Origin of the sequence: Lysinibacillus sphaericus (assembly GCF_002982115.1) — a bacterium.
Lineage (GTDB): Bacteria > Bacillota > Bacilli > Bacillales_A > Planococcaceae > Lysinibacillus > Lysinibacillus sphaericus.
Genome location: NZ_CP019980.1, coordinates 3,297,817 through 3,315,551, shown reverse-complemented (window position 1 = coordinate 3,315,551; position 17,735 = coordinate 3,297,817). Strand labels below are relative to the sequence as shown.

The window sequence follows — 17,735 nt, the reverse complement described above, 5'->3', positions numbered from 1 at the left end:
CATACATTTGGGGATTTTCCATATTTAATAGGGACAGAAAACCCCTAATGCGTCCATGACTGGGAACGCGATGAATATTTGACGATGTACTAACAAAGAAGTGTTGGGGCTGTAGCGCTCCGACACTTCTTTGCTTTTTATAAATGCACATAAAATAAAATTTTTACTGGCAATGCTGGTAGGCTATTATTAGCAGTTGCATTGTACATACTAGTAAAATAAGGGAATATAGGAGGGATAAAAATTGAAGATTAAAAGAATGGATCATATAGGGATAATTGTCAATGACCTCTCTGCCGCTAAAGCGTTTTTTCTCGATTTTGGACTTGAGGTGAAAGGGGAATGGGAAATGGCAGGGGAGTTGATGGGATATGCAGCTGGACTTTCTGACGCAAAAGTAGCGTGTGTGGGATTGGGCATGCCGGACGGTCAGACTTGGATAGAACTAATAAAATTTTATTCGCCGTTAGCTGAAGGGGATTTTCAGCAACCCTGTGCTAATACGCTGGGAATCCGACATATCGCATTTGCTGTTGAAAATATTGAAGCGATTGTTGCCAAACTAAAAAAGAACGGTAAGGAAATCTTTAGTGAGATACAGCAATACGAAGAACGCTATAAGCTTTGCTACGTACGAGGTCCAGAGGGCATTATTTTGGAGTTAGCTGAAGAAATCAAAAAGTAATGGTGGGCTATATGACGCTACACGAAAGGAGGAATACTTGATGACGAATGCTGTAGTTACTAAAGCTAAGTGTATTTTAGAAGGAATTGAGGTAGATTTGGATATAACTAAAAATTGGAGCAAAGATCATTTTGATAATTATTACCTGTATTTTTCGCATCCAGATATTGAAGTACGAAAGTATTCACTGTTAGTTTTTGCTGCAGGACTAGGCAATTGGTATTTGGGTTCTGCCCATATCTTTAGACCAATAAAAGAACTAAAAAAAGACCCAGACTTCAATAAAGATAAGGTGTATCATTTTGAGAAATACATTAAATCGTTTCTTGACAATAGAGTAGCTATTAAACGAGAGTTCCCACTTTTATACAATTGTCTGGTATGGTATTTACTTAGGTTAGATAATGAAAAGCGTTTTGAATATATTTTTAGAACAGTTGATAAGCAATTATTTATAACACTTAGAGAAGTGTTATTAGAATCAGGTGTTAATCCAAATGAGTTTCAAAATAACTATAATGACGTTTTAAGAGAAGTAGGAATAACACCCTTTTTTTTAGATGAAGTATAATGCTTAGATTAAGAGATACAGTAAAATAGAAATTTGAAAAAATTTTTTTTAGATAAGCTTCGAAAAATTCAAAGGCATGAACAGACAGGGTCATAACCTGCTTTGTGCGTGTCTTTTTTTAATTCTACTGATAGGTTTGGTCATAACTTTGAAGAATAGCCACGGGAATTTTTTTGGAAAAAGTTGCACAAATTTTAATTTTGTATATAATGTGTATATAGTATATATACATTATAATGAATTTGGAGTGCTAAGTGAGCTATAGAGAGGAGATTAAATGATAGGAACTGATAAAGTATATAACAATCAACTTGGAAAACGATGGGTGCTTACCATTGGTGTCTTTTTGATTGTTCAATTGATTTTTATCGCTATTGATGGCACTTTACTGGAGCCAAATATCAACGATAGTGGCAACTTATTTGCCAGAATTGCAAGATGGATACTCGATTTGAAGCTCTTCACTAAATGGATTGCTCCTTATTCCTTTCCATTTTTTAATTTGGTCACAACAGTTCACGTGATTGCCATTCTCATTCAAGCAATACATGACATCATACAAAGAGGTTTTGAAAATAGGAAGAAGAGGGATTAGCATGCAAATAATTATTTCCAATAGTTCAAAGGAGCCGATTTATGAACAAATTACAAATCAAATGAAATCGTCTATTTTAGCTGGGGAGCTACAAGAAGGTGCAGCCATACCTTCGATGCGCAAACTCGCACAGGATTTACAAATTAGTGTGATCACGACTAAACGTGCTTATGAGGAATTAGAGAAAGCAGGCTTTATCTATTCTATTGTTGGAAAGGGTTCTTTTGTCGCAGAGCAAAATCTTGAAGTAATTAGAGAGAAAAAACAGAAGGTCATTGAGGAGCAGTTGAGTGCCGTTATAACGAATAGTAAAGAAATTGGCCTGTCACTCGATGAATTGCATCAATTATTGGATATTTTGTCTGAGGAGTGAGATAAGTGGAAAATGTAATTGAGTTAAAAAACGTAACAAAACATTTTAAAGGTTTTTCAGTGAAAAATATTGATTTACAAGTAAAGCAAGGGTTTGTAACAGGATTTATAGGGGCAAATGGGGCTGGTAAATCGACAACGATAAAGATGATGATGAATTTATTAAAGGCAGATGCAGGGGAAGTGAAGGTTTTTGGCTTAGACTACAAGACCCATGAGAAGGCAATCAAGGAACGCATTGGGTTTGTATATGATGGCAATGTATTTTTTGAAGGGCTCAACTTAAAAGATATCAAGCGTATTGTTGCACCAGCTTATAAAAACTGGGATGATACATTATTTTATCAATATGTGGAACAATTCGAATTACCGATGAATAAAGCAGTGAAAACTTTCTCAAAAGGAATGCAAATGAAGGCTTCGTTGGCGATAGCGTTATCACATCATGCCGAGCTAATACTCATGGATGAGCCAACTGCAGGTTTAGATCCAATTTTTAGACGAGAACTGTTGAATCTCTTACAAGAGTTAATGATTGATGAGAATCGTACTATTTTCTTTTCCACGCATATTACCACAGACTTAAATCGAATTGCAGATTATATAGCTTTTATACAAAAAGGACAATTAGTGTTTAATAAGTCCATTCATGATGTTACAGAAAACTATGCTATTGTGAAAGGAAGAGTGGATCTGCTGGATCGAGATACAGAACAAGCCTTTGTACACATTCATCGTGCATCTACAGGTTTTGAAGCATTAACGGATAATATTAGCGCAGTGAAAAATATTTTCGGGGAGTCCGTTATCATTGACCCAGCATCATTGGAAGATATTATGTATTACATGAAAGGGAGAGGAAGCTATGTTTAATTTAATCTGGCGCGATGTAATCATGCAAAAAAAGCTACTCTTAACGTTTATTCCTTTTATAGCATTCTTTATTTTTATGGATTCGCATCCTGCTCTTATCTTTTTAGTAGCTAGTATTTTTATTCCTTTTAATGCTTATGCTTACGATGAAAAAGCAGAAACGAATATTTTATTAAATTCTTTACCATACACACGCAAGGAAATTATTGCTTCACGCTATCTTGGAGCATTAGTTTATATGATTTTATCCATTGCCGTGACAAGCTTAGCATTAATGGTCTTTAATAAAACGTTTTCACTAACAGATATCGCAATTTCTGTAGGGTTATTTATATTATTTGTTTCCCTTACTTTGCCAATGTTTTATATATTTAAACCAGGGTATATCACAATGGTTATCATGTTTAGTTTCATCCTTTTAGCAGGTATAGGACCGTCTATTGTGATCTTTTTAGCTGAACATTTAACAGCCATAACGGATTTTATTATCCACTTATCCATTACAACAATTTATATAGCTGCAACAGTGGTGATTTTGCTAGTATTTTTACTTTCGTGGGGTATTACTACAGCAATTTACCAACGTAAAGCATTTTAAAAGGATGATAGACAGTAATCCAACTGGACGATATTAGGTAAAATAACTTCTGAGCAGAAGCGGTTATTGGATGACTTGACGGGATTTGCACTTTCTCTGAAAAGATTCTGAGAAATCATGTTTTGATTGAAGATATGCTATTGAGTCCATCTGGATTGAAAATATTACAAATCAATTTATAGAGTCATTTATTTAGAACAGAGGTTATAGCTGCAATTTAATGAAGGAAAAGTTTGAAATTGTTTTAAAGGTATACTTTTAGATTACTCTATAAGTATGCCTTTTTGATTGAATAGACTTTTTAAATTTTTCATGATGGATGGTGGCAAGGTTATGGACAATAACTTACAAGAGATGTGTACTTCAAAAATAAAATGGTTATATATGTTAAAATGATGGTAGGGACTATTGTGAACAACTTGATTTAATTAGAAGATTCATAAAAAATGACTCTATGAAGTATTGCATCAAAAGGAGGTTAATATGAAATGGATGGGAATACATATAGAACAAGTCAGATATTAGATATTTTAGGTATTTCGAGGGATACATTGAGGTATTACGAAGAACGAGGAATCGTAAAACCAAATCATAATGAAACAAATAATTATCGAAATTATAATGACTTTGATATTTATGCTTTATTAGTAGCTGATTTTTATAAAAAGCGTAATCTAACGTTAAAGGAAGTTAGAAATGTACAAGAGGGAACAGAGATAGAAGATTTAGATGCATTATTAGCAACGAAAGCCCTGCAATTAGAAGAAGCAATTAGGGATAATAATTACATGCTTCAAAAAATAAAAGAAACAAAAGCATTTTGTGAAGATTTAAAAGTACATCTTAACCAATTTTCGATAAGGGAACTTCCATTATATGAGGTCATGGGGGAGTTTTCTGACTTTTATTCTTTTTACGAGTATCCTGTTATATTAGAAAACATGGATATGATAAAGGATGATATTCTTAGTAAAATCATGAGAACATTTACTGTTGATGAAAACGGTTTTTTGGATTCCAAAATGTATATTGTTGAGAAGAAAGAAACAAAACAAAGTGAAAAAAATAGGCGCTATTTACAATATTCTAAATGTATCTATACAATTGTTGAAGATGGCAGGTATCTAAATGGTAAAAATGATATTAAAAATAAAATTCTTGAATCTAGTATACAATGGAGCAATAAGCAAGGACTTAAAATAAATGGCGTTGCATTTATAAATACTCGCCTTATTACATATCTAGATAACAAAGAACGAGCTTTCCTAGAAGTTTATATTCCAATCGAAGAAGTGTAAATAATCTTTTATATATTGACCTGGGGGTAACACCATAGTTTATTTTAATTACCAATGGAACAAATAATATTGTTCTATTGGTTTTTTATTTGGGAGGGTGTTAGGTAATGAAAAAAAGATTAATAGAATTCAAAAATGTTACGAAAGAGTACAAAATTGGTGATGTATTGATTAAAGCTTTGGATGATGTAGACTTTACTATCTACGAAGGCGAATTTGTAGTGATACTAGGGGCAAGTGGAGCTGGTAAAAGTACCATTTTAAATATTTTAGGTGGTATGGATATTGTCACATCAGGAGAGGTGATTGTTAATGGAAATAACATTACCAAAAATGATGAAAAAAAATTAACAGCATTTCGGGCTGAAGAAATAGGATTTGTGTTTCAATTTTATAATTTGATTCCCAATTTGACAGCATTGGAGAATGTAGAATTTGCTTCAGAGGTGTGTAAGAATCATTTGGATGCAAACGAAATACTAGGAAAAGTTGGACTTGATAAACGTAAGGATAACTTTCCTTCACAGCTTTCTGGGGGAGAACAACAAAGAGTTGCCATTGCTAGAGCCGTTGCCAAAAATCCTTTACTGTTACTTTGTGATGAACCGACTGGTGCATTGGATTATCAAACAGGTAAATCTGTATTAAAGCTTCTTCAGAATTTGAACAAGGAAACACAAAAATGCATTGTTTTGATAACGCATAATTCTGCCATTGCCCCGATAGCTGATAGGGTTATCAAGGTGAAAAGCGGAAAAATAGAGGAAGTGATTACTAATGATGTAACCCAAAGTATAGAGGGGATTGAGTGGTAGTGAAAAAATTACATTTAAAATTATTAAGAGATATAAAAGAGTCTGTGGGGCAGTTTTTGGCAATTGTGTTAGTTATCGCGGTAGGTACTTTTTTCTATGCTGGTCTGATAACACTAAGTAATGAACTTAGTGCATATACGAAAAATTACTTCAAAGAACACAATTTGTCTGATTTGAATGTTTATTACAGCCAGATTACTAAAGACGAAATATCTAAAATGCAGGAAATTGAGGGTATTAATAAGATAGAAGGACGATATACTTTTGATGCGAATCAAACGTTTGAAGGATACAAAACAACCTTGAAGATACATACAATCCCTAAAGATAATGAGATTAACACCATTGCAGTTACTCGTGGCAGTATTCCCTCAAAAAAAGACGAAATTCTATTAGATGAGCGGTATGGAAAAGAGCATAATTATAAGATTGGTGATAGTGTCACGATTAATACAAATCAAGGGAGTTATGATTTTATCATTAGCGGTTTCGGTGAGAACGTAGAACACGCCTTTAATATTAAGGACCCTTCTCTAGTTCTACCTGACCACAAAGCCTATGGTGTAGCTTATATTTTTGAAGAGCGAATTGAAGAAATAGCAGGTGGTTTTTATTACAATGAATTAATTGTAGATGTGAAAGAAGGATATAGTAGCAATCAAATAAACAAATCAATTGAGGATTACTCAAAAGAGCTTCCTTACCTGTATCAAGTTAGTAAAGAAAGAGCCGTCAGTTATTCAGCAATAAATGTAACCATAAATAATAATCGATTGATGAGTACGGTTTCCCCATTAATTTTGTTTATGGTTGCTGCAGTAACAATTTTTCTAACTATGTCCAGGGTAATAGACTCACAAAGAAATCAAATAGGTATTATGAAGGCATTGGGTATTAAAAATAAAAATATTTTATTTCATTATATGGGATATCCAATTTTGGTAGGTATCGTAGGTTCCGTTATAGGTTGGCTAATTACTGCTATAACACTTGTACCATTACTTACTTCTGTTATCGAACAAACTTATTCATTGCCGGATTTTAAATTATCTATAGGGTTTCATACCATTTTCCCACCGGTCATAGTTTCCATAGTTTTCGGCATAATCGCATGTTATTTAAGTGGAAGGAGCATATTAAAGGAACGGGCAGCACAGGCTTTGCGTCCAAAACCACCGAAAAGAATGAAGAAAATTTTAATCGAAAGAATTCCTGGTCTATGGAAGAAACTATCTTATGGAAAGAAATTGATTCTAAGAAATATTTTTTTGAACCCTAAAAAAGCTATGGCAAGTTCAGTTGGAGTGATTGTTTGTGTCATTCTTTTAATCACCGCTTTTGGTTTTGAAGCTTCTATGCAATCAATTGCTGCTCAGATTAATAAGGTTTATAAATATGATTTTAAAGTGGATTATAAAGGAGAGTTGACCTCGGATTCTGTTAAACTGCCATCTGAAGTGGACAAGTATTTTTCATTATCAACAATTCCAATTGAATTTATTAATTTTGGTGATGAGAAAAACGCATCTTTAATTGTTACAGAAAAAGAAAATAGCTTAATTCGTTTCTTTAATGATCAGAATAACAGAATAACTTTAGACGATATGGGGGTGCTTATTCCGAAATCATATGCTGATAAATACAATATATCAGAGGGAGATACAATTAAAATTAAATTAATTGCTCCTGAACTGAAAGGGCAGTCTGTAGACATAAAGGTATCAAAAATATCAACACAATATACAAATCCGTCTTTTTACAGTACACCAGATTATATTAATAGTCTTGGTATCGATTTTAAACCTACTTCCCTGTTAGTTAAAATGACCCATGAAGCAGATAAAGTCAACATTCAAACTTATTTTAAGCAGGATCCTTTTGTCGATATAGTTTCAGATAAGAATGATGTGAAAAAATCGGTGGACAATATTATTCAACAAAATAACCCGGTGTTTATTATATTTATTCTTTGTGCTGTTGTTTTATCCTTTGGCGCCATGTTTACTATATCTTCAATAAATATTTATGAACGTATTCGTGAACTTGCCACGTTAAAGGTGCTAGGATATCAAAAAAATAAGATAAACAGAATTATCTTTGTTGAAAATACAATCTTGACCACTTTTGCAGTCATTATAGCCCTACCATTAAGTGGTTACATGTACAGATTGGTCGTCAAAGCATTATCTAGTACCAATCAACAGATTCCTGACAAACTGAGCTTTGTTACAGTAGTTTTGGCAGTACTACTTACATTTCTGTTAACAATAGTAGCTAATTTACTTCTTAGAAAAAAAGTATCTAAAATAGATATGATTGAATCTTTAAAAAGTGTGGAGTAGTTATAATTTATATTTTTCTACTATAGGAGGCGTTCATGCATTTACACTGGACACAGACAAGGGAATAGCAGAGAGTAGAAACTTTTGCCCGCTCTATGGGATTGATGAAGAAGCAGCAACAGGGACTTCCAATGGTGCGTTAACGTATTATCTTTTTCATAATCACGTGTTAACGAAATTTAATGAAGAATTCACGTTTTTGCAAGGCTATAGCATGGGCAGACCTTCTACCATTATCACTAAATTAATACATAACAATGATCCAAGAGTGATGGTGGGAGGAAATGCCATAATCTTGACAAAAGGCGAATTATACTAGACAACACTACAAAAAAACTCCCTAGGCTGATAGAAGTTTGGAAATTAGCATAGATTTTCGATAAGTCCCTATCGTAGCAAAAAAGTGTTAGAATTGCCGGCAGGCATTCTAACACTTTTCATCATTTTTAAATTGCGCTACATGTGTGGGGCATCCATACCAAAGTTTGCCCATTCCTCTTTTGAAGGGCCATAGATACCTGGAACGGTTAATCCTGCCTGTCGCATAAGAACGCTCATTTGCCCACGGTGGTGGCTCTGATGTTGCATTAAAAACAATAATAGTGACCCATTCGGTATTTCTTGGCCTAGAAATTGTATATATTCCGTCATGGTCTTGTCATTCCATTGCGTTTTTAATGCATGGACAAATGCACTGCTAGCTTGGTGATAATGGTCTGCTATATATTGAGCCGAGGTAGGGACAGGAACATCTACTGTTGGAGCTTCGAACGTTAAGTTTGTATTGGATGTAATAATATGAATAGCAGTTACAGTATGCCAAGCAATGCGTCCTAAAGTCCAATTTTCTGCTGTGATGGCTTGCGTAAGTGATTGATTTGTCAACGTGTTGAGGTAATTTTGTGTGGCACTCGCTTCAAATGCCCAAGAGTGTATAAAATGGTCTACAGTTTGGAACATTAAAACCCTCCTAAAATATAGTTTTCTTTCTATACATATACAATTTTATCCTCGATTGCATGAAATAACATTATGTTTTTGTAAATAATTAAAAACCAGCTCGATTGATGATTTGAGCTGGTTTTTTGGTTACTGTTCTTGCATTATAGGAGAAGTTATTCTTTTGATGTGTCTTCTGTTTTATTGGAATCTTCCATATGTTCTTTGTGTGTAGATGGTGCTTCCGTATCATTGGGCTCTGTTTTATCTTTTGATGTACCACATCCAAATAATAGCCCTGTTGCTAGAATTGCTGTAAATGTACCGATAAATAATTTTTTCATTCATTCACCTCATAATGAAATTTATACTTTTATTCTTGCCCTATTTTTTTACTTCATACATCGTTGCTTTGCAAAAAGATTATCGAGCTTCTATTGTGTATATTGATGGTTTGTCAGGAGAAATATTATTCAAAGTTTTAGTAACAGAAAACTGTTAAAGAAAGAAGTTGAATTTTAAAGTGAGTTTGATGAAAATAGGCATTTGACAACTATCAGTTTGTAGCCATCTGAAATCCTTCTAAGCTAAGTGTATGGCGTAGAAAAACGCAAGAACTAGTAATAATGCGTAGTGATTAATTGATAATGAAAATCCATAATTGTATAATTTAACGAAAATAAGAGGAGAGTCGTTATTTTGTTCGTTCATTAGACTAATCGAGTTCGACAGGGAAGAATAAAAATTCGTCATTTCGTTACTATACTGGGGGAATAAATATGCCTTGTAAAAGCTGTTTAGTTTTAGAGTTACAGTTTGACATACAGTTAAAGGGACATCGAAATCTATCACTAATGGAAAAGGTAGTTAATCATTTTAAAAGAAGAGGCTTTTTGCTTTCAGTGAAGGATGATTACTTCATGATTCAAGAGTCAGGCGTTAGGGAATTTGTTGATTTTTGCCATGATTTTATGGATTTAGCGCAAGTTTATTTTCGTTTTGACAATAGAACGTGGCAACCTATTACAGAAATCGAGCCGATTTTAGAGATGAAGTGGATTGATGAAGTAATCAGGAAGAAATCTGTTATTAGCTACTCTCAACCGATTGTCGATGCAAATGAAGAAATTTATGCTTATGAAATATTATCTAGGTTTCCGAGAGAGGATGGTTCTCTCATCTATCCTAATGAAATTTTTACTGCAGCGAGAAGTCGAGGACGGTTATATGCTCTAGATCGCATATGTAGAATGGCGGCAGTGAGCTATTCAGCAGTATTGAAGAAAAAGACGTTTATAAACTTTATTCCCACGTCTATTTATTCCCCAGAGTTTTGTTTGCAAACAACGGTACAATTAGCAAATCAATTAGGCATTGATCCGAATCAATTTGTTTTTGAAGTAGTCGAATCAGACAAAGTCGATGACATTGAGCATTTAAAATCCATTCTCAATTACTATAAGCAAAAGGGCTTTCAATATGCCTTGGATGATGTTGGTGAAGGGTACAACACGCTGGAAATGCTTGCAGACTTAAAGCCTCAATATATGAAATTGGACATCAAATATGTTCAAGGTGTTAGCGGAAATAGTGAAAAGCAAGCAGTAGCCAAGCAGTTTTTAGCGAAGGCATTTGAAGTGAATGCGATTTCGTTAGCAGAAGGTATTGAGAGCAGAGCAGATTTTGAATGGTTAAAGGAAAATGGTTATCAACTTTTTCAAGGTTACCTCTTTGGAAAACCGAGCATGCATCCTCAACGGAAACTGTAAAATCATAAACCATAATATCTTGAATGAAGCTTGTGTTGTACAAGCTTTTGTTCAGGATATTTTTTTTGCATTTTTTAGCTTCTTTATTATTTGCAAATTTTTGTACAGCAGTTGTATACTTGTTGTAGAATTCTTGTATAATATAAAACTGGATTACTTATACAAGAACATGACCATTTAAAACAACTTTGCAAATACTAGCTAACTAAGGATATAGGGAGGTTTTATGATGAAAAAGAACAAAGAAATCATTATTATCGGAGCTGGCCCGGGTGGGTTAGCATCAGCGATGTTGCTAACTGCAAAGGGTTTCAATGTAAAAGTATTTGAGAAAAAGAATTATATTGGTGGGAGAACGAGCGAAATACAGCTAGGCGAATACAAGTTTGATATGGGTCCTACATTTTTAAATATGCTATATATTGTAGAAGAGATTTTTGAACTTACTGGAAGAAATATTCATGATTACATAGAGCTAATTGACTTGAATCCTATGTATGAGCTGATTTTTAGTGATAAAAAAATTAAAATGACACGTGACAGAAACGAAATGATTCGCCAAATGAATGAGCTTTTCCCGGGAAATGAAGGAAGCTATGAGCGATATATGAAGGAAACAAATCGCAAATTAGAAAAATTAGCCCCTGTTCTACAAACGAGTATGAATCGCTTTACAGATTTACTTCAACCAAAGGTTTTAAAAGCATTAGGAGAGCTAGAAGTCGGTAAATCTTTAATTGATACATTATCGCGTTATTATAAACAAGAAGAATTACAGCTTGCATTTACTTTCCAAGCGAAATATCTTGGTATGTCTCCTTGGGAAAGTCCAGGTGCCTTTTCGATTCTCTCTTATATTGAGCATGCCTATGGGGTTTATCATGTTAAAGGTGGCTTGAACAAGTTGACACAAGCGATGGCTAAAGTTGTACGTGAAAATAATGGAGAAATTTTTACAGGCACAGGTGTATCAAAATTATGGTTAGATGGACGTAAAGTAAGAGGTGTTATTTTAGAAAATGGTGAAAAAGTTGCGGCTGATGATGTCATTATTAACGGAGACTTTGCTCATGCCATGACGAATCTAGTAGAACCAGGTGTACTAAAAAAATATTCGAAGGAAAAGTTAGACAAGAAAAAATACTCTTGTTCAACATTTATGTTATATCTAGGTGTCAATAAAACATTTGATTTGCCACACCATACAATTTGGTTTGCTGAGGACTATCGTCAAAATGTGGAAGATATTACGAATGCCAAAATATTATCAGATGACCCTTCCATTTATATCCAAAATGCTGTTGTAACTGATCCAACAGTTGCACCACAAGGGAAATCAACGCTCTATATTCTTGCACCTGTACCGAATAACTTTAGTAATATCGAATGGGAGAAATGTGAAAAAGACTATCGTGATATGTTAATAGGAATGCTTGAACAGAAACTTGGGGTTGACAATCTTGCGCAATATATTGAGGAAGAAAAAATGATTTCACCAAGAGGTTGGGAAGAGGAAATGGATGTATATAAAGGGGCGACCTTTAATCTAGGACATCAGTTAACACAAATGCTAACATTCCGTCCTCATAATAAATTTGAAGAGTTAGATCATTGCTGGCTAGTAGGAGGAGGTACGCATCCAGGAAGTGGATTACCTATTATTTTAGAGTCGGCGCGTATTACGGCAAATGGTATTTTAAGAAAAGAAAAGATGACTGAATTTGCTGTCAAGCCATTACCAAAAGTAGAACTCTTTGACCCTAAAATGCCGAAAGGGCATGGTAACGGCATTGATGCGGTACAAATTTAATGATAAATCTAGTAATCTAGTGTTTTCCTTTCATCGCACCGGAGCAATGTCTAAGGATTAAGTTCATAAGGTTAGTATGAATCTTTTTAAAAATACAAAAAGGTGGGGTAGCACAACTTTATGAGGTGGCAACATTATATTTTTTATTTTTTTCTTATTTGGTATAGCTTCGGTGTGATTTTAGTAGGGTTTAATCTATTGCCAACATGGCTTGAATGGGCAAACAGTGTTTTTATTATCACAGCGGGTGTGCTTGGGGTAATTTATTTTGTTAGGGGATTTGGCGCAATTTATGGTGTGAGTATTAGTACACTCATTTTTATCACAACGTTTATTGTCGAATATTTAGGATCTACTCATTCCATACTTTTTGGTTCTTATCATTATACGCAATATTTCGCACCTAATCTTTTTGGCGTGCCTATTGCAATTGGTTTCGCTTGGATTATGGTGATTGCCACTTCCCATGCGATAGTGCATATTGTTCGTCTACCAAATAGGTCGATTCGCTCTATCATTGCTAGTCTATTAGCAGTGGTGTTTGATTTAGTGCTTGATCCTGTTTCCTTTAAAGTCAAAGAATATTGGATATGGGAACAGAGCGGGTATTATTATGACATTCCACTGACGAATTTTCTTGGCTGGTTTTTAACTGCTTTGGTTTTACATATTGTCATAGGGCTCTTTGGCAACTTGCTAAACGTAGATAAGCAGTGGCAACGACGTATGGTTCTTTTATATAGCTTAATGATTTGTATGTTTGCATTTATCGCCCTGTTAAACAAACTCTATTTAGCAGCAATCATTCCAGTAATCGTTTTAGCTATCCTACTTGTAACTATGAAGCGAGATGAACATTATGTTTGAGGCAAAAAAAAGTAAAGTTGCTGCTTGGATGTTTCACCTCGTGCAACAAAGGTTATTAAATCGCTATTTTCATAAAATTTGGCTTGCTATAGAGGAGCCCTTGCCAAAAAATGCCCTTTTTATTGCCAATCATAGTAGCTGGTGGGATGGACTTATATTTTTTCAACTGGAAAAGCGACAGAAAGTACCACCAATTTATATGATGACGCATGAAGATGGCATAAAACAAGTACCGATTTTTAAATGGATCGGTGCTTTTTCTGTCAATTCTCAAAGTACAAAGCATGTGGTGCAATCGCTCCGTTATGCACAAAAGTTATTATATGAAGAAAAAAGTGTTGCCTTGTTTCCACAAGGGGCAGAGGTTCATTTAGAAGCACGACCATTACAATTTCAAAAGGGGGCCGCTTTTTTAGCGGGAAAATCTCCTCGAATTCCTGTTATTCCAGTTACGATATACTATACTTTTCGCCATATGATAAAAGGGGAAGTATGGATTTCTATTGGAGGTCCCATCGAGACAGAAGGAAGAAACAATGAAATTCTTACACAGCATTTTGAGGAAATTATGACAGCCCAATTGAATTCGTTGAAGCAAGATGTAGTTACAAATCATTATGAAAAATATATCAATATATTATGAGGTGTGAATTTGATTATTTTAATGAGCATCTTACTAGGTTTTTGCATATGGACAATTTTAAATCTCACTTTCTTACCTAACTTAAAAAGCCACTTCACCTTGCATGAGTATCCCTTGATTTCAGTATTAGTGCCGATGAGAAATGAAGCAAGAAATGTGCAAAATTGCATTGCAATGCTGAAAAATATTCGCTATGAAAATATAGAAATAATAATTTATGAAGATCAATCGACTGATAGCACCTATTCATTATTACTTCAAGAAATTGGGGATGATACTAGATTTCAAGTTATTCGTGGCGAACCATTAAAGGAAGGCTGGATTGGAAAAGTACACGCCTGTTATCAGCTCCGTCAACATGCGCATGGTCGTTTCTTAGCTTTTATTGATGCAGATGTGACACTACATCAACATACGCTTACCTATGCAATAGCAAGAGCTAAACAATACAATGCGTCACTAGTTACAGGGTTTCCTAAATTCCATTATACAAATTGGCTTGATAAAATGCTTATTCCAATGATGCATTTTATTGTCTATTTCCATTTACCAATTGTGCTTGCAAACTTTACCAAAATTCCGGCTACCACGGCTGCAAATGGCGCATTTATGTTTTTTGAAACGGCAAGTTATGACCAAATAGGCGGACATGAGGCAGTAAAAAGCTCTTTAGTAGAAGATATACAAATTGCACAAATACTGAAGCGGAATGGCCATCGTGTATTACTGACCAATGTTACGGATTGTGTGCATTGTCATATGTATGAAACGAGTAAAGAGACGTGGGAAGGTTTTTCTAAAAATATTTTTGTAGGAATTGGTCGATCACTCCCAATGGCAATTGGTTTAACATTATTTTATTCGCTATTGTATATCGTGCCATTGATCTTTGGTGTGTATGGTGTGACGACGTGGCAACCACTTTTTATACTTCCTTTTATTATCACAGTTATACACAAAATGATTTGTGATATCGCAAGTAAAACACCAATCGTTTATAGTTTAGGTATTTCGGGGTCTGTTGTGGCGTTGTTATGTATTTTATGGCGTTCAGTTGTGTTATCGAAAACAGGGGGAGCTTATACTTGGAAAGGCAGGTCTTATAAATGAAGGTTAGTATTATTGGCGGTGGGTTAGGCGGGCTTGCCTGTGCCATTTCACTTGCACATAAAGGATACGAGGTGCATTTATTTGAGAAAAATAGTACGCTGGGCGGTAAAATGCGTCCAGTTACGTTAGGTGACTACTATTTTGATTTTGGACCGAATACGATAACGATGCCCTATGTCTTTAATCAAGTAATTGAACAAACAGGTGTTGATGCAGCCCCTTATTTTCGCTTTGTTGAGGTACAACCACATATGAAAAATGTAGGAGTAAATGGCGAAACATTTTATTTGTCAAATGATCGAGCGTTTATGATTCGTCAGTTACAGCATTTAGATCCACATGGAGCAAAAAATTATCCAGCCTTTATTACAGAAATATCTCGACTATACTTTTTAGCAAGACAGCATTTTTTAAATAAAGCTTTTCTATCAAAAAAGGATTTTATATCACCGAAACTAGCCAACGCGCTTTTAGCAGTTCGCCCCTTTGAAACATTGGAAAAGTTTTTGCAACGTTATTTTACGAATCCTTTTGTTTTGCAATGTTTTTTGCGGTATGCAACGTATATTGGGTCGTCTCCGTATAAGACACCTGCCACATTTGCGATGATTGCCTATTTAGAACTTGTGGAAGGCGTTTATTATGTACCTGGTGGGACGGCTTCAATTGCCAAAGGTTTTGAAAGGCGTGCACGTGAGCTTGGGGTGAAAATTTATACGAACAGTGAAGTAATAAATATTGATATAGACAATGGTGTAGCAAAAAGTATTGAACTCAAACAGGGTGAGAAAATTTCTAGTGACTTATTGGTAGTAAATGCAGATATTTTACAGGCAATGCCAACGTTAATGGACAGTAGCTTTCTCGCAAAAAAGAGGCAGATTACGCCATCGTCCTCGGTTTTCGTTATTCTAGCAGGCTTAAATAAAAAGATAGCATCTTTGGAACACCATAATGTCTTTTTCTCACCAAACTATTTTAACGAGTTTGAGCAACTATTTGAGCAAAAGGTTTATGCGAACGAGCCGACAATTTACATTTGCAATTCATCTAAAACAGATGTGACTCGTTCTCCTAAAGGTGATAATTTGCTTATTTTAGTGAATGCACCCGCTGGGCAAACACCACCTTACCAATATGATGAAATAATAATGAAACAACTTGAGCGATATAGCATTTATATAAAAGACGCCATTGTACAAAAGCAAATTATTACGCCACAAACGATTGAACAAGACTTCAATAGCTATAAGGGTGCTTTATATGGGTATGCATCCAATAGTTTTCGCAGTGCTTTTTTTCGTCATCCCAATAAGAGTTCGATTGCATCAAACTTATACTTTGTAGGTGGCAGTACGCATCCAGGAGGGGGATCACCTCTTGTGACATTAGGTGGCATGCATGTAGCCGATGCAATTGTCAATCAACATTAGCGACAGTGATTGAAAGGACATTCGCAGTTTTTATAGAATTGTTATAAGTGGGGTAACCAGAAGGGTGAGATAATATGGGGCAAGTTAAAATATATGGTGTGAAAGATAGCTTAAATCCTATTAAGGCAACATTATCGACGATTATTCATGCATGTATGGTAGAGGCACTTGCATTGCCTTCAGATAAGAAATTTCATCGCATTTTTCCGATGGATAAAGAAGATTTTTGCTTTCCCAGTGATAGAAGTGATGCCTATACCATTATTGAAATAAGCATGTTTGAAGGTCGAACAGTGGAAACGAAAAAGCAATTATTTACATTGTTGTTTGACAAGATTCATAGTGAACTGCGTATAGCGCCTCAAGATATCGAAATTACGATTTTTGAAACGCCAAAACATAATTGGGGAATACGGGGACTGCCTGGAGATGAGTTAACATTAACTTATAACGTAAATGTATGAGTTTTTGTATAGGTAGATTGAAATGACAGACCTTTGTAACAAACGGTTATCGAAATTTACTTAGGCAAGTACTAAACAAAAAGGGTTGAACAACGTGATAAGAAAAGGCTACTTCATAGACAAAGAAAACAATCAGATGTTTCACGATGAAGTATGCGTATCAAATAAAATTTACGCTAATAATGTTACGTTACGGGAACTTGAACAAATGATTTTTAGTGGCGAATTAGAAGAAATTTTTATCTGTCACTTTCAAACGGAACGAATAATTACGTTAAAGCGTTTAGTAACGCATGATGTTAAGTCTGAATGGTGTACAAAGTATAAAAATAATATTAGCCTTGATGATGAAGCTTGCTTAAATGATTTTCCTAATGGCTATTGCTTTTTTGTAGAGCTGTGGAAAAGCGCTAAAGGTACTACTATTTTAGTGTTATTCCAATGTCATTAAAAATCATCCATTTGTAAAAATATTTTAGCAGAGGAGGAGAAAAGCTTCTTCCAAAGTAGACAACAAAAAAGTGTTAGATTGATTGTGGTCAATCTAACAC

At 34.6% G+C, this 17,735-nt stretch carries 20 protein-coding genes; 18 read left to right on the top strand and 2 right to left on the bottom strand.

Annotated features, from left to right (window positions below):
• The first annotated feature begins 244 nt into the window (after nt 1-244).
• The 10 genes from LS41612_RS16535 to LS41612_RS16490 all read left to right on the top strand — a co-directional run bounded on the left by LS41612_RS16535 (nt 245) and on the right by LS41612_RS16490 (nt 8,468).
• Nucleotides 245-685 (top strand): VOC family protein, encoded by a 441-nt coding sequence (locus tag LS41612_RS16535; RefSeq protein WP_024361468.1) that lies wholly within the window; start codon nt 245-247, stop codon nt 683-685.
• 40 nt (nt 686-725) lie between these two features.
• Nucleotides 726-1,256, top strand: coding sequence for a hypothetical protein (locus LS41612_RS16530; protein ID WP_024361467.1), 531 nt, complete (start codon nt 726-728; stop codon nt 1,254-1,256).
• A 277-nt stretch (nt 1,257-1,533) separates the two neighbouring features.
• Nucleotides 1,534-1,851 carry a YfzA family protein gene (locus LS41612_RS16525; protein ID WP_024361466.1) on the top strand — a complete coding sequence of 106 codons (318 nt, stop codon included), beginning with the start codon at nt 1,534-1,536 and terminating at the stop codon, nt 1,849-1,851.
• A gap of 1 nt (nt 1,852) precedes the next feature.
• Nucleotides 1,853-2,224 (top strand): GntR family transcriptional regulator, encoded by a 372-nt coding sequence (locus LS41612_RS16520; protein ID WP_024361465.1) that lies wholly within the window; start codon nt 1,853-1,855, stop codon nt 2,222-2,224.
• A 5-nt stretch (nt 2,225-2,229) separates the two neighbouring features.
• Entirely contained in the window at nt 2,230-3,096 is an 867-nt protein-coding gene (locus LS41612_RS16515) for an ABC transporter ATP-binding protein (protein WP_024361464.1), read from the top strand.
• Nucleotides 3,089-3,694, top strand: coding sequence for an ABC-2 transporter permease (locus tag LS41612_RS16510; RefSeq protein WP_024361463.1), 606 nt, complete (start codon nt 3,089-3,091; stop codon nt 3,692-3,694). Before LS41612_RS16515 ends, LS41612_RS16510 begins: the two co-directional genes overlap by 8 nt.
• Before the next feature lie 488 nt (nt 3,695-4,182).
• Nucleotides 4,183-4,992, top strand: coding sequence for a MerR family transcriptional regulator (locus LS41612_RS16505; protein ID WP_024361462.1), 810 nt, complete (start codon nt 4,183-4,185; stop codon nt 4,990-4,992).
• Nucleotides 4,993-5,099: 107 nt separating this feature from the next.
• Nucleotides 5,100-5,807, top strand: a complete 708-nt coding sequence (locus LS41612_RS16500; RefSeq protein WP_024361461.1) for an ABC transporter ATP-binding protein — start codon at nt 5,100-5,102, stop codon at nt 5,805-5,807.
• Nucleotides 5,807-8,149, top strand: a complete 2,343-nt coding sequence (locus LS41612_RS16495; protein WP_024361460.1) for an ABC transporter permease — start codon at nt 5,807-5,809, stop codon at nt 8,147-8,149. Before LS41612_RS16500 ends, LS41612_RS16495 begins: the two co-directional genes overlap by 1 nt.
• Entirely contained in the window at nt 8,139-8,468 is a 330-nt protein-coding gene (locus LS41612_RS16490; RefSeq protein ID WP_036204780.1) for a PhzF family phenazine biosynthesis protein, read from the top strand. Before LS41612_RS16495 ends, LS41612_RS16490 begins: the two co-directional genes overlap by 11 nt.
• Before the next feature lie 137 nt (nt 8,469-8,605).
• Here the strand turns inward: LS41612_RS16490 and LS41612_RS16485 are convergent, their stop codons facing one another.
• On the bottom strand, nt 8,606-9,109 hold the full coding sequence (locus LS41612_RS16485) for a DinB family protein (protein WP_024361459.1): 504 nt from the start codon (nt 9,107-9,109) through the stop codon (nt 8,606-8,608).
• Nucleotides 9,110-9,264: 155 nt separating this feature from the next.
• Nucleotides 9,265-9,432: a hypothetical protein gene (locus tag LS41612_RS23355; protein ID WP_162832709.1), complete on the bottom strand. Its 168-nt coding sequence runs from the start codon at nt 9,430-9,432 to the stop codon at nt 9,265-9,267.
• Nucleotides 9,433-9,867: 435 nt separating this feature from the next.
• On the opposite strand from LS41612_RS23355, the gene LS41612_RS16480 reads away from it, so the two are divergent.
• The 8 genes from LS41612_RS16480 (at nt 9,868) to LS41612_RS16445 (ending at nt 17,635) form a co-directional block, all read left to right on the top strand.
• Nucleotides 9,868-10,857, top strand: a complete 990-nt coding sequence (locus LS41612_RS16480; RefSeq protein WP_024361458.1) for an EAL domain-containing protein — start codon at nt 9,868-9,870, stop codon at nt 10,855-10,857.
• Between the two features lie 226 nt (nt 10,858-11,083).
• Complete coding sequence (locus LS41612_RS16475) at nt 11,084-12,667, top strand: phytoene desaturase family protein (protein ID WP_370510642.1); 1,584 nt, start codon at nt 11,084-11,086, stop codon at nt 12,665-12,667.
• 120 nt (nt 12,668-12,787) lie between these two features.
• Nucleotides 12,788-13,534, top strand: coding sequence for a carotenoid biosynthesis protein (locus LS41612_RS16470; protein ID WP_024361456.1), 747 nt, complete (start codon nt 12,788-12,790; stop codon nt 13,532-13,534).
• A complete protein-coding gene (locus LS41612_RS16465; RefSeq protein ID WP_024361455.1) occupies nt 13,527-14,177 on the top strand; it encodes a lysophospholipid acyltransferase family protein in 651 nt (216 codons plus the stop codon). Before LS41612_RS16470 ends, LS41612_RS16465 begins: the two co-directional genes overlap by 8 nt.
• A gap of 21 nt (nt 14,178-14,198) precedes the next feature.
• Nucleotides 14,199-15,287, top strand: coding sequence for a glycosyltransferase family 2 protein (locus LS41612_RS16460; RefSeq protein ID WP_051147708.1), 1,089 nt, complete (start codon nt 14,199-14,201; stop codon nt 15,285-15,287).
• A complete protein-coding gene (locus tag LS41612_RS16455; RefSeq protein ID WP_024361453.1) occupies nt 15,284-16,720 on the top strand; it encodes a phytoene desaturase family protein in 1,437 nt (478 codons plus the stop codon). The genes LS41612_RS16460 and LS41612_RS16455 overlap by 4 nt, the downstream gene beginning before the upstream one ends.
• 74 nt (nt 16,721-16,794) lie before the next feature.
• Nucleotides 16,795-17,184 carry a tautomerase family protein gene (locus LS41612_RS16450; RefSeq protein ID WP_024361452.1) on the top strand — a complete coding sequence of 130 codons (390 nt, stop codon included), beginning with the start codon at nt 16,795-16,797 and terminating at the stop codon, nt 17,182-17,184.
• Between the two features lie 94 nt (nt 17,185-17,278).
• Complete coding sequence (locus tag LS41612_RS16445) at nt 17,279-17,635, top strand: hypothetical protein (RefSeq protein ID WP_024361451.1); 357 nt, start codon at nt 17,279-17,281, stop codon at nt 17,633-17,635.
• The last annotated feature ends 100 nt before the right edge of the window (nt 17,636-17,735 follow it).